General features: G+C 69.5%; 10 protein-coding genes and 1 pseudogene. 9 read left to right on the forward strand and 2 right to left on the reverse strand.

Translation table 11 applies throughout. From position 1 onward, the window contains the following. A pseudogene (locus tag OU415_RS36495) lies at positions 1-177 on the forward strand (aspartate aminotransferase family protein); the annotation flags it as partial. Between the two features lie 174 nt (positions 178-351). Further along, positions 352-1500: an LCP family protein gene (locus OU415_RS36500; RefSeq protein WP_270954279.1), complete on the forward strand. Its 1149-nt coding sequence runs from the start codon at positions 352-354 to the stop codon at positions 1498-1500. 68 nt (positions 1501-1568) lie between these two features. On the opposite strand, the gene OU415_RS36505 is transcribed toward OU415_RS36500, so the two are convergent. Continuing rightward, complete coding sequence (locus tag OU415_RS36505; protein ID WP_408641985.1) at positions 1569-2348, reverse strand: GH25 family lysozyme; 780 nt, start codon at positions 2346-2348, stop codon at positions 1569-1571. 315 nt (positions 2349-2663) lie between these two features. Here OU415_RS36505 and OU415_RS36510 point away from each other — a divergent pair, with 315 nt between their 5' ends. The 5 genes from OU415_RS36510 to OU415_RS36530 all read left to right on the forward strand — a co-directional run bounded on the left by OU415_RS36510 (position 2664) and on the right by OU415_RS36530 (position 9431). Next, positions 2664-4415 (forward strand): ABC-ATPase domain-containing protein, encoded by a 1752-nt coding sequence (locus OU415_RS36510; protein WP_270954281.1) that lies wholly within the window; start codon positions 2664-2666, stop codon positions 4413-4415. A 127-nt stretch (positions 4416-4542) separates the two neighbouring features. Continuing rightward, positions 4543-5205: a phosphoribosyltransferase gene (locus tag OU415_RS36515; RefSeq protein ID WP_270954282.1), complete on the forward strand. Its 663-nt coding sequence runs from the start codon at positions 4543-4545 to the stop codon at positions 5203-5205. A 533-nt stretch (positions 5206-5738) separates the two neighbouring features. Then, entirely contained in the window at positions 5739-6143 is a 405-nt protein-coding gene (locus OU415_RS36520; RefSeq protein ID WP_270954283.1) for a hypothetical protein, read from the forward strand. A 169-nt stretch (positions 6144-6312) separates the two neighbouring features. Continuing rightward, positions 6313-8697 (forward strand): ATP-dependent Clp protease ATP-binding subunit, encoded by a 2385-nt coding sequence (locus OU415_RS36525; protein ID WP_270954288.1) that lies wholly within the window; start codon positions 6313-6315, stop codon positions 8695-8697. 272 nt (positions 8698-8969) lie between these two features. Continuing rightward, positions 8970-9431, forward strand: a complete 462-nt coding sequence (locus OU415_RS36530; protein ID WP_270954284.1) for an STAS domain-containing protein — start codon at positions 8970-8972, stop codon at positions 9429-9431. Here OU415_RS36530 and OU415_RS36535 read toward each other — a convergent pair. Then, entirely contained in the window at positions 9412-10605 is a 1194-nt protein-coding gene (locus tag OU415_RS36535; protein ID WP_270954285.1) for a glycoside hydrolase family 5 protein, read from the reverse strand. The genes OU415_RS36530 and OU415_RS36535 overlap by 20 nt on opposite strands. A gap of 327 nt (positions 10606-10932) precedes the next feature. Between OU415_RS36535 and OU415_RS36540 the strand changes: the two genes are divergently transcribed. Beyond that, positions 10933-11730: a thymidylate synthase gene (locus OU415_RS36540; protein ID WP_270954286.1), complete on the forward strand. Its 798-nt coding sequence runs from the start codon at positions 10933-10935 to the stop codon at positions 11728-11730. Continuing rightward, the gene (locus OU415_RS36545; RefSeq protein ID WP_270954287.1) at positions 11727-12185 is read left to right on the forward strand and encodes a dihydrofolate reductase; all 459 of its coding nucleotides are present in this window, start codon (positions 11727-11729) and stop codon (positions 12183-12185) included. Before OU415_RS36540 ends, OU415_RS36545 begins: the two co-directional genes overlap by 4 nt. Positions 12186-12207 lie beyond the last annotated feature (22 nt).

Here is a 12207-nt window from a genome sequence, read left to right on the forward strand (position 1 = left end):
GCGGCCACCGCAGCTCGGGCGCACGCGGCCGCCGCCGAACGCGGACTGCTGCTGCTGACCTGCGGTCCGCACGGCAACGTGGTGCGGATGATCCCGCCGCTGATCGTCACCGCCGACCAGGTCGACGAAGCCGTCGGGCTCTGGGGCGAGGCGGTCGCGGCGGCCGTCACGGGCTGACCAGCGGCGTAGGTGGTGGGTGTGATCTGCGCCTCGCACCCACCACCAGCCGAAACACCTGCGCCCTTGTCACCGTTCGATAGCGGGGGCTGCCCCGCCGCCGGTCGTCTGGAATGCTGCACGCCAACGATCGAGCGCGCGGGACGCCCGCATTGAACCGACGCAGGTGTGAGCATGAGCGACTGGTCGGCTGGGCAACAGCCGAGAGGCCGGAGGCCGCAAGGCGGCGGCAGGTACGACTACTACGGCGGGGGCCGTGGTCCGGACGGGCCGCCGCCAGGACGACGCCCCCCGCCCCCGCCGCCACCACGGCGCGACCCCCGGCCACCGGTGGACGACGAACCACCACGTCGCCGCCCACCGCGGAAGCAGAAGCGGTGGGGACGGCGCATCGGCATCACGCTGGTCGTGCTGTTGCTGCTGCTGGGCGGCCTGGTGATCTACTTCGACAGCACCCTGCAGCGCACCGCGGCCCTGGACTTCCAGGGGCAGGCGCCGGACTCCGCAGGCACCAACTGGCTGCTGGTGGGCTCCGACAGCCGCGAAGGCCTCGACGACGCGCAGCGCGAGGAGCTCTCCGCCGGTGACGCCGGCGGGCGCCGCACCGACACCATGATGCTGGTGCACATCCCCAGCGGTGGCGGACAGCCGGCGATGATCAGCCTGCCCCGCGACTCGTACGTCTCCATCCCCGGTCACGGCAAGACCAAGCTCAACGCGGCCTTCTCCTTCGGCGGCCCGCAGCTGCTGTCGCAGACCGTCGAGCAGGCCACCGGGGTGCACATCGACCACTACGCCGAGATCGGCTTCGGCGGGTTCGCCGACCTGGTCGACGCCGTCGGCGGGGTCGACATGTGCCTGGACCAGCCGATGAACGACGACATGGCCAACGTCCACCTCCAGCAGGGCTGCCAGACGCTGGACGGTCCGCAGGCGCTGGGCTTCGTCCGGGCCCGCTACTCGCTCCAGGGCGGTGACCTGGAGCGGGCGGAGAACCAGCGCAAGCTGCTGGGGGCGCTGGTCAATCAGGCCACCAGCCCGGCGACGCTGTTCAACCCGTTCCGGCTGTTCCCGCTGGCCTCGGGCGCGAGCAAGACGTTCCTGGTCAACGACAGCGACCACCTGTGGCACCTGGCCTCGCTGGCGCTGGCGCTGGGCGACATCAGCGGTGGTGAGGGCGTGACCACCAGCGTGCCCTTCGGCCGGTTCGGCCGGGACTCCGACGGCGGCTCGGTCATCGTCTGGGATTCCGAGGGCGCTGCGCGGATGTTCGACGCGATCGCCAAGGACCAGCCGATCCCGCAGGACCTGCTCGGCAAGTAGTCCCCGGACACGATGTGGCCCGCTCCCGAAGCTCGGGGAGCGGGCCACATCGCCGTTGGGAGGGACGATCAGGAGGCGAAGCGCCGCAACTGCTTGCTGTTCCCGTTGAAGCTGTCCTGCCCACCGGGCAGCGGACCTTGGTCGCTGTGCTGCCAGATGCTCTGGAAGTCCCACCCGGCGGGCAGATCACCGATCTGCGGGGCGTAGCGGGCGATCCACAGCGGGTTGTTCGCGGCGAAGTCGGGGTTGGACCCGGTGCAGCCGTTCCACCACCGCGTGGTGGTGTAGATGACCGGGAAGCGCCCGGTGCGGTTCAGGTAGGTGTTGGAGAAGTCGGCGATCCAGTCCGACATCGCGCGGGGATCGAGCCCGTAGCAGGGATCGCCGTAGGGATTGGTCTCGATGTCGAGCGCACCCGGCAGGGTCCGGCCACCGTCGTTCCAACCGCCTCCGTTGTCCACGAAGAAGTTGGCCTGCTGGGCGCCGCTGGAGCGGTCGGGCAGTCCGAAGTGGTAGGCGCCGCGGACCATGCCGACCGCGTGCGAACCGTCGTACTGCTGGTTGAAGCTGCCGCTGCGGAACCCGGAACCTTCGGTCGCCTTGACGTAGGCGAACCGAGCACCTGCGGCCCACGCGGCCGGCCAGTCCACATCGCCCTGGTGGCCGCTGACGTCCATTCCGGACAGCGCGCCCGCGGGCTGTTGTGGAGGTGCACCGCTGCGGGAGCCGGGGAGGCTGTAACCCGCCCAGGCACCGTTGGGATCGTGCGGGTCGAGCATCGGGGCACTTCTGGGGTTCTCCGGTGCTGCGTGGGCGGCACCGGTGGCCAAGGTGGCCGCGGTGATCAACGCGGCCAGCAGGGCTGGTGTCCTACGTGGACGGCTGGGGAGCCGGGAACGCCGGTGGCTCTTGCCGAACGGACGTCGCACTGAACTCGCCTCCTCACCGACGCGGAATTCGTCGTCGAGCGGAGCCGGGCCGTTGGACCGGCGGGGACTTGCGGATCTTCTGGCGATCGAGAGAATAGCGCGGGGTCGTGGGTACCGCTGTGCACCGACTCGCCGATTGTTCTGGTTTGCCCTGTTCCGGGTGTCCACTGTGGTGTTCGGGTGACGGAGGTCTCCCGATTGGAGAATCGCGGCGCGGTCGGGTACCCCATGGGCATGGCACAACGAGCGGGTGGCCCTCGATCGGGTCGGCACGGGTACCGGCGGCGGCCGGACGATCGCGAGTTCGGCGGCGGTGATCGCGGGGACGAGCGAGCATTTCGGCAGGAGCTGCGGGCGATGCACGGCGCCAGCTACGGCCGCTACAAGTCCCTGCGCGGTCGTTGGTCCTTCGGCGGGTTCACCCTGGAGGTCCAGCGGGTGCAGCCCGATCCCTTCGCCCCGGCCAGCCGCTGCGAAGTCCGCGTCACCGAACCGGTGGCCGGGTTTCCCGCGGAGCTGTGGCGCGAACCGGTTCGCGCCCGGGCCCTGGCCGGGTACCTGGTGCGGGCCGCCGACCGGCGGCTGCGCGACAGCAGGCTGCGCGTCGACGCCGGGCGCCAGCAGGTGTTGGACCGCTCCGCCTGCCAGGTCGTCGGTGGGGAAGTGGTGCTGCGGTTGGGCATCGACCTGCCGGGGCGGGGCCGGACCATCGACGGCCGCCAGGCCGAGCGGGCGTTGTGCGACGAGCTGCCGGACGTCGTCGAGGCGGCGCTGCGGTGGGCCGCGGCCGACCAGGCGCGGGTGCGGGAGTTCGTCGAATCGGTGGAGGACACCGACTCGTTGCGGCGGCAACTGCCGGGGCTGGGGCTGATCGCCTTCGTCGCCGACGGCGCGATGCTGCCCCGGCGCAGCGGGGTCGACGAGCGCCCGATGACCGGCGGAGTGCCCTTCGACTCCCCGGAGTCCCTGCGGGTGTCGGTGGACCTGCCCAACCGCGGCCGCGTGACCGGCATGGGCGTGCCGGAGGGGATCACGCTGATCGTCGGTGGCGGCTTCCACGGCAAGTCGACGTTGCTGCGGGCGCTGGAGTTCGGCGTCTACGACCACGTTCCCGGCGACGGGCGGGAGCTGGTGGTGTGCCGGGAGGACACGGTGAAGGTCCGCGCCGAGGACGGCCGGCGGGTGCACCGGGTGGACGTCAGCCCGTTCGTCAGCCATCTGCCCACCGGTTCGGACACCGCCGACTTCTCCACCGACAACGCCTCGGGCTCGACCTCCCAGGCGGCCGCGATCGTGGAGGCGGTGGAGTCCGGCGCCAAGGTCCTGCTGGTCGACGAGGACACCGCGGCCACCAACCTGATGATCCGCGACGCCCGCATGCAGGCGCTGGTGGCCAAGTCCGCCGAGCCGCTGACGCCGTTCGTGGACCTGATCCGGCCGCTGCACGCCGCCCACGGGGTGTCCACGGTGCTGGTGATGGGCGGGTCGGGGGACTACATGGACGTCGCGGACCAGGTGCTGATGCTGGACTCCTACCACGCGCGCGACGTCACCGACCGCGCCAAGCAGCTGGCCGCCCAGCCCACCGGCCGCCGTTCCGAGGCCGAGACGTTCCCACCGGTGCGCCACCGCGTGGTGGATCCGCGGTCGATCCCGACCGACCGGCCCAAGGTCCGGGCTCGCGGGGTGGACGCGCTGACCTTGGGGGAGTCCACTGTGGAGCTGCGCGGCGTCGAGCAGGTGGTCGACCCCGCGCAGGTGACCGGTATCGGCTTGGCGCTGGTCAGCTGCGCGCGGCGAGGAGTCCTGGACGGCAGGCGGACGGTGGCCGAGGTGGTGGAGGCCTTCGCCGCTGACGTCGCCGAGCGCGGGGTGGCCGCGGTCGACGAGCGCTACGTCGGGGACTTCGCGGTGCCACGCCCCTTCGAACTGGCAGCGGCGTTGAACCGGCTCCGCGTCCTGAAGGTCTCCGGCTTCCGCACCTGACCCCGGTCGAGCCCCACATCGCTCCGGCGTGCGGGCTTTGCCTGGGAGCGCCGGGCGGGCATCATCGGGATGAGGGGTTTGCCCGATTGCTGCTGCGTGCAGGAGCGCGGCGGACGGGAGGCGAGCGATGCCTCGCATGGGATTCCCGGAACGAACCACCACCGGCTACACCGACCGGAGGCACGCCGGAAGGGCGCTGGCCCAGCGGATGGGCGGCCTGGAACTGGTCGATCCCGTCGTGCTCGGCCTGGCCCGCGGTGGGGTACCGGTCGCCGCGGAGGTCGCGCGGGCGCTCGGCGCGCCGCTGCGGGTGTGCGTGGCGCGCAAGATCGGCGCACCGAGCCAGCCGGAGCTGGCAGTGGGGGCGGTGACGGCTCGCGGTCCGGCCAGCTACGACCCGCACCTGGTGCGGGCGTTCCACTTGGACGAGCAGACGCTGCACGCGGCCTGCGAGCGCGAACGCGCGGAGGCCCGCCGGCGGGAGGAGCTGTTCCAGCGCGGTGAGCCGCTGTCGCTGACCGGCAGGGACGTGGTGCTGGTCGACGACGGCCTGGCCACCGGCGCGACGGCCAGGGCAGCGGTGCGGATGCTGCGCGAATCCGAGCCCCGCAACATCGTGCTCGCGGTGCCGGTGGGCTCGCCTGACGCAGTAGCAGTGCTGCGCAAGGAAGCGGACGTCGTGCTCTGCGTGCTCCAACCGGTCGGCTTCGCGGCAGTGGGGCAGTGGTACCGCGACTTCAGGGCGACCACCGACGAGGAGATCCACGGCATCCTCGCCGAGTTCGACTGACTCCCCGCTGACCAGGGCGGCAAGGAGTCGGGATTTTATAGTTGATTACCTCTATGGATTCAGTGTCGAATGAAATTAACCGCTCAGCGGTGTCGTGAACCCTCAACCTTCACCCCAAAAACGCTATGACCAGGGGAGAGGGGGCGTTCGGCAGTGGTCGCGCGTTGGTCTGCTCTGTCCTTGCATGCGATGGGACAGAGCAGGGGGAGGGTCCGTCGGCCCGCGCAATGGCTCTGCCGGCGAGGGAGCGATCTCCGCAGAGCCCTGTTCCGGATGCTCTGACGGGGCTCGGTCAACTGGACGGAACGGGACGTTCGGGTATTAAGTTCAATATTCTCGTTGGTTTCAGTGTTGACCAAAATTAATCCTGCGGATCGGCCGTCACCAAGATCTGCCCGGACACGATAACCTCAGCAGCACCTGCTCCATGCGTCGCGGAGGTCTGGGGATCGGGTGGTTCGCCGCCACCGGTTGGGGGTCTTCGGGCGCGTCGGGGTGGAGTTGGGCATTGGTTTCGGGTTGATTGGGTCGCTATGACTTCCGCTGGACATTCCGAGAGCACGCCGTCGCAGGCGGGCAAGCACACGCCACCGCGGCGGTCTGGGACGAGACGGGGCGAGGAGTCCGGCGAGCAGGGGTACTCCGCGGAGGTCGCCTGGCAGGTGGGTGAGGCGACCGTGGCGCTGGGCGAGCGGTTGCGGGATCCGTCGGTGCCGCACAACGTGCCGGAGATCGAGAAGGTCATGCGCGGGTTCTCGTTGACGGTGGAGGGCATGTCGGCGGGGGTCGGCGGGGTCACCGAGTGGTTGCGGGCGGCGGGGCACGTCGGGCCGCTGTCGGGGCACGCGAGCGTGATGGCGGAGCGGCTTTCGCACATCGGCAAGGAACTGACCCGGTTGGCGGAGGCGATCGAGCAGGCTCAGCAGCAGGCGAGCTGAATAAGGGCGGTCCGGCGGAGCGGGGTGGGCGTGCTCGGCAGCACCGGGCTGCTCAGTATGTTGGTGCTTGCATCGCGGCTGCGGTGATCGAGTTGTGCTGGTTCCGCCGCTCTCCGGTGTGGGTGGTGCGCGGTCGGGGCCGGTGCGTGTGGGTGTGGAGGTGGCCCCTGTGGTTCGCGGCAGTGCTGGAGATTCCTCTGCCGCCTTCGATTCGCTGTTCAGCGAGGTGTTCTCGGGGTCGGACGGGGCGACCGCCGCGGAGCGCTCGCTGACTTTGGGCTCGTTGCTGGACGATCAGGCGCACGAGGTGGTGTCGAAGGCTGTTCGGGCCACTGTGGACTGGGGCAGTCGGGAGTTGGACAGCGCGCACTTGCTGTGGGCGGTGACGCAGGTTCCGGCGGCTGCTGAGCTGCTGGTGTCCTCCGGGGTTCGGGTGGAGGAGCTGGCTGCGGCGGTGCGTTCGGCGGTGGTCGGCCAGGAGGTCTCGGGTGCGGGGCGCCCGGTGCTGTCGGCGGCGGCGCGGCGGGCGTTGCTGGGGGCTTATCAGCAGGCGTTGGGCGAGGGTGCTGATGTGGTCGGGGCGCGGCACGTGGTGCTGGGGCTGGCGGCGGATGCGGATTCGGTGGCGGGTCGGGCGTTGGCGCGTGCGATCGAGTTGGGTGATCGGGGTGGGGCTGGGTCGGTGTTGAGCGTGACGCCGCGGTTGGACGAGTTCGGGTTGGACCTGACCGAGTTGGCGCGGGCCGGCCGGTTGGATCCGGTGGTGGGCCGGGATGCCGAGATCGAGCAGGCGATCGAGGTGCTGGGTCGGCGGTCGAAGAACAACCCGGTGTTCGTGGGGGATCCGGGGGTGGGCAAGACGGCGATCGTGGAGGGGTTGGCCCGTCGGATCGTCGAGGGTGCGGTGCCGTGGTCGTTGGCCGATGTTCGGGTGATCTCGCTGGATTTGGCGGGGATGGTGGCCGGGGCGAAGTACCGGGGTGAGTTCGAGCAGCGGTTCCGGGACGTGATGGCGGAGATCCGCGCGAACCGGGACAGCGTGCTGGTGTTCATCGACGAGGTGCACAGCATCGTGGGTGCTGGTGCCGGTGAGGGGTCGATGGATGCGGGCACGATGCTCAAGCCTGCGTTGGCGCGGGGTGAGGTGCGGTTGATCGGCGCGACGACGGTGGAGGAGTACCGGCGGCACGTGGAGAAGGATCCGGCGTTGGAGCGCCGGTTCGCGCCGATCACGGTGGGGGAGCCGTCGGTGGCCGACACCGTGGTGGTGCTGGAGGGGTTGCGGGAGCGGTACCAGCGGCATCACCGGGTGCGGATCGATGATTCGGCGTTGTCGGCGGCGGCGGAGTTGTCGCAGCGCTACATCGCGGATCGGTTCTTGCCGGACAAGGCGGTGGATCTGCTGGACCAGGCGTGTTCGCGGGTGCGGTTGCGGCGTGGTGGTGAGGTGCGGGAGTCGGCGGTGTTCGAGCCGACGGTGGTGGCCGATGACGTGGCTGATGTGGTGGCGTCGCGGACCGGGATTCCGGTGGCGGACGTCAGTGCTGAGGACGTGGAGCGGTTGTTGGGGTTGGAGGAGCAGCTGCGGTCGCGGGTGGTGGGTCAGGACGCGGCGGTGGCGTCGGTGGCCGAGGCGGTGCGTCGGGCGCGGGCGGGGTTGGCGGATCCGGATCGGCCGATCGGGAGTTTTCTGTTCTTGGGGCCGACGGGTGTGGGCAAGACGGAGTTGGCGCGGGCGTTGGCGCGGGCGTTGTTCGGTGATGTGCAGCGGTTGTTGCGGTTGGACATGGGGGAGTTCCAGGAGAAGCACACGGTGTCGCGGTTGGTGGGGGCGCCGCCGGGTTATGTGGGGTACGGGGAGGCTGGTCAGTTGACCGATCGGGTGCGGCGGCAGCCGTATTCGGTGGTGTTGCTGGATGAGGTGGAGAAGGCGCATCCGGATGTGTTCAACACGTTGTTGCAGGTGTTGGATGCGGGGCGGTTGACGGATTCGCAGGGTCGGTTGGTGGATTTCCGCAACGTGGTGGTGATCATGACCTCGAACATCGGGGCGGATCGGATCGTGGATGCGGGTGCTGATGCAGGTGAGACCGCGTTGGTGGTGTTGGAGGAGTTGCGGTCGTTCTTCCGGCCGGAGTTCATCAACCGGATCGATGATGTGGTGGTGTTCCGGCCGTTGCCGGGTGCGCAGTTGCGGCGGATCGCGTCGTTGTTGTTGGAGCGCACGGCGGAGCAGTTGTCGGCGAAGGGTGTTCGGTTGGTGGTGTCGGACGAGGCGTTGGACTGGTTGGTGGAGCGGGGGTACCAGCCGGAGTTCGGGGCGCGTCCGTTGCGTCGGGTGATCGCGCGGGAGTTGGACAACCGGTTGGCGTCGATGGTGTTGGGTGGTTCGGTGTCGGCGGGGGATCAGGTGTCGGTGGATGTGGTGGACGGGGATTTGTCGTTGGTGGTGTCGACGGTGTGGGAGCCGGTGTCGGGTGGTCGGCATGCCGCTCCGAGCGAGTCGGTGGAGGTCGTGCGGGAGCCGGTTCAGCGGCACAGCGTGTTGGGGTGAGCGAAGGCCCGCCGTCACGGTGCGTGTTCGGCGGGCCTGGCGCTTTTGGGGTGTGAGGGTCCTCGGCTGGGGGTTGTGACTGCCGGTGGTGGCGGCCGGCCGGGGGTTGTCACACGAACGTGGTGAGCCTTGTTGGGTTGGCTGGTGGCTCTTACGGTGGGGATTGCGGTTGAGCGGCCGCCACGGCGTGGTTGTTGCGCGAGTGCAGCGGCTGGTTCTGGGTCCGTGGTCGTGGTCTGATCGTCGATTCGCGAAGTTCAGGGGGAGGTAGCGTGATCGTCTCCAGATCCGGTATGCGTGCGGCCGTGTGGGCCGGGAGTGGTCCGGCGATCGTGGCGCCGAGGGAGCCGGTTGATCCGGTGATCGGGCACGGTGGGTGTTCGCCGGCGTTGCGGTTGGCGGTGGAGTGGCCGGCGCCGGGTGTCGTGGTGGTGCGCATCGGTGGTGAGATCGATCTGGCCACGGTGCCGAGGTTGACGGAGTTGATCCGGCAGCGGCTGACCGCGGCGTCGTTGCGGAGCGTGGTGCTGGATCTGTCGGAGGTGTCGTTCGCCAGCAGTGCTGCGGTGGAGTTGTTGTTGCACGTGCAGCGGCGTGCGGAGCACCGCGGGGTGGGGTTGTGGGTGGTTCCCGGTTCCGGGGCGATGGTGCGGTTGTTGCTGGTGACCGGGTTGCGGGAGCGGTTCGTGTGCCGGGATTCGGCTGCGGAGGCGGTCAGCGAGGCGCGCAGTTGACGGTGCAGCGGGTGCCGGCGGCGAGGTGATCGGCCAGGGGTGCCCAGGTTCCGTCGGGGTTGTAGGGGCCCCAGCTGCCGGGGTCGTTGGACCAGTACCACCAGCCTGCGCCGGCTTGTCGGGCTTCGGCGAGGACGTCGTCGACGTAGTCGAGTGCGCCTTCTTTGGTGGCGTCGAGGCCGAATTCGCCGATGACCATGGGCATGCCGAGTCGGCGTGCGGTGGCGGTGTTGTCGGCGAACCACTTGCGCACGGTTTCGCGGGTGATGGCTTTGGTGATGCCGGTGTAGGTCTGTCCGCTGTCGAGCAGGAGCGGGTAGAGGTGCGGGGCGTAGGCGAGGCGGGGTTCGCCGGGGCGGGGGTCGTCGAGTTCGGGCAGTGCTGAGGGGTGCAAGGCTTGGTTGACGCCGAGGGCTTGGGGTTCGACGAAGATCCAGTGGGTGGTGTCGACTTCGCGGATTCCGTTGATGGTGCGTTGGTAGAGGGGGCCGAGCAGGGCTTGTTCGAAGATGGGGGAGGGTGCGCTGCCGCCCCAGGGTTCGTTGAACAGGTCGAAGCCCAGGACGCGGTGGTCGGTGGCGAAGCGTTGGGCGACGTGGCGCCAGGAGGCGATGAAGTGTTCGGCGAGTTCGGGGTGTTGGCCGGTGGTTCCCCAGAAGTGGTCGAAGGCGCGCATGACGCCGGGTTGCAGGTAGGTCAGGGGCCAGGGGTCTTGGAGGCTGGCGGGTAGTCCGTCGAAGTGGCTGGCCCAGGTGGGGGCGCCGCCGTTGCGGCCGGTGCCGGTGACGGCTGGGCCCCAGAGGTCTTGGTGCATGTCGAGGACGACGCGCATGCCTGCTCGGTCGTAGGCGTCGATGCGTTGGGTGATGTCGTCGAGGTAGGTCTCGTCGTAGCGGCCGGGTTCGGGTTCCACTTTGGACCAGTAGATGAGCAGTCGGACGGAGTTGGAGCCGATCGTGGTGGCTTCGGCGGTGATGTCGTCCGGGGTGGTCCAGGGCATGGCGTCGGGTGAGTCTTTGGAGCTGTGGCCGTTGTTGAAGCCGTGCGGGGTGAAGGGGGTGCCGTCGAGATCGGTGAGGGGGCGGGTGGTCTCGGCGGCGTGGGCTGCGGGGGTGGCCGCGGTGAGGGTGAGTGCGAGTGCGGCCAGGGTGGTGGTCCAGCGCCGGAGGGTCATGGTCGGGGACGGTAGTGGAGCACGCACAGAATGTGAAGATGATTCACAACTGGTTGAGTCGGTCGGCGCAACCCCACCCCCGTCGCAGCAACCGCTGCAGCGCTGCGCGTGATCATCACTGACGAGGTGTACGTCTCTCGCACGCTCGACCAGGGTGGTGGCCGAGCCCAGCACCTGGCGGGCCGAGGACGATCAACACCATCCTCGAAACGACTGCGACCAGTGGAAACCGGAAGGAATCCGATCGCGGTCGCTGGTGTCGCGGCGCGTTGCGCCTCGGCCTACGGCCATCAACCCGCCGGGGGTCGGTCGTCTAGGCTTTTGGGCATGCCGGACACGCAGTACGAAGACCTCCTCCGCCACGTGCTCGAGACAGGCGCCCGCAAGGACGACCGCACCGGGACGGGCACCCGCTCGATCTTCGGCCACCAGCTGCGCTACCGGCTCTCCGACGGCTTCCCGCTGATCACCACCAAGAAGGTCCACTTCCGCTCGATCGCCTACGAACTGCTGTGGTTCCTGCGCGGCGACTCCAACAACACCTGGCTGCAGGAGCACGGCGTCACCATCTGGGACGAGTGGGCCGGACCCGACGGTGATCTCGGTCCGATCTACGGCGTGCAGTGGCGTTCGTGGCCCACCCCGGACGGCGGGCACATCGACCAGATCAGCGATGTGCTGCGCACGCTGCGCGAGAACCCCGACTCCCGGCGGATCATCGTCTCGGCCTGGAACGTCGGTGAGATCCCGCAGATGGCGCTGCCGCCGTGCCACGCGTTCTTCCAGTTCTACGTCGCCGAGGGCAAGCTGTCCTGCCAGCTCTACCAGCGCAGCGCGGACCTGTTCCTGGGCGTGCCGTTCAACATCGCCAGCTACGCGCTGCTGACGCACATGATCGCCCAGCAGGTCGGCCTGGAGGTCGGGGACTTCATCTGGACCGGCGGTGACTGCCACATCTACGACAACCACGAGCAGCAGGTCCGCACGCAGCTCGAGCGCGACGCGCGGCCGTTCCCGACGCTGGACCTCAAGCCGGCGGAGAGCCTGTTCGACTACACCTACGAGCACTTCGCGATCGAGGGCTACGACCCGCACCCCGGCATCAAGGCTCCGGTGGCGGTGTGATCGGGCTGATCTGGGCGCAGTCGGGCGAGGGGGTCATCGGCCGCGACGGCACCATGCCCTGGCACCTGCCCGAGGACCTCAAGCACTTCCGGCAGGTGACCTCCGGTGCGACGGTGCTCATGGGCCGGCGCACGTGGGAGTCGCTGCCGCCGCGGTTCCGGCCGCTGCCGGGCCGGCGCAACCTGGTGCTCTCCCGCACCCCGCAGGACGGCGCTGAAACCTTCACCGACCTGCCGCAGGCCTTGGCCTCGGTCACCGGTGATGTGTGGGTGATCGGCGGTGCGGCGGTGTACCGGGCGGCGCTGCCGATCGCGGACAAGATCGTGGTCACCGAGATCCGCGAACGCTTCGACGGTGACACCTACGCCCCCGAGGTCGGGCGCAGCCCGGATGTCGTGGGGCCGTGGCAGGAGTCTTCGACCGGGTTGCACTACCGGTTCGTGACCTGGGGCTGACACCCGCCCTGGTGCGGGACCC

The organism is Saccharopolyspora oryzae, assembly GCF_027853915.1.
GTDB classification, from domain to species: Bacteria; Actinomycetota; Actinomycetes; order Mycobacteriales; family Pseudonocardiaceae; genus Saccharopolyspora; species Saccharopolyspora oryzae.

Bases quoted from the DNA above. Each gene is read 5' to 3' on its own strand.
- OU415_RS36500 (WP_270954279.1), top strand. From the start codon at position 352: ATGAGCGACTGGTCGGCTGGGCAACAGCCGAGAGGCCGGAGGCCGCAA.
- OU415_RS36510 (WP_270954281.1), top strand. From the start codon at position 2,664: ATGGCACAACGAGCGGGTGGCCCTCGATCGGGTCGGCACGGGTACCGG.
- OU415_RS36515 (WP_270954282.1), top strand. From the start codon at position 4,543: ATGCCTCGCATGGGATTCCCGGAACGAACCACCACCGGCTACACCGAC.
- OU415_RS36520 (WP_270954283.1), top strand. From the start codon at position 5,739: ATGACTTCCGCTGGACATTCCGAGAGCACGCCGTCGCAGGCGGGCAAG.
- OU415_RS36535 (WP_270954285.1), bottom strand. From the start codon at position 10,605: ATGACCCTCCGGCGCTGGACCACCACCCTGGCCGCACTCGCACTCACC.
- OU415_RS36540 (WP_270954286.1), top strand. From the start codon at position 10,933: ATGCCGGACACGCAGTACGAAGACCTCCTCCGCCACGTGCTCGAGACA.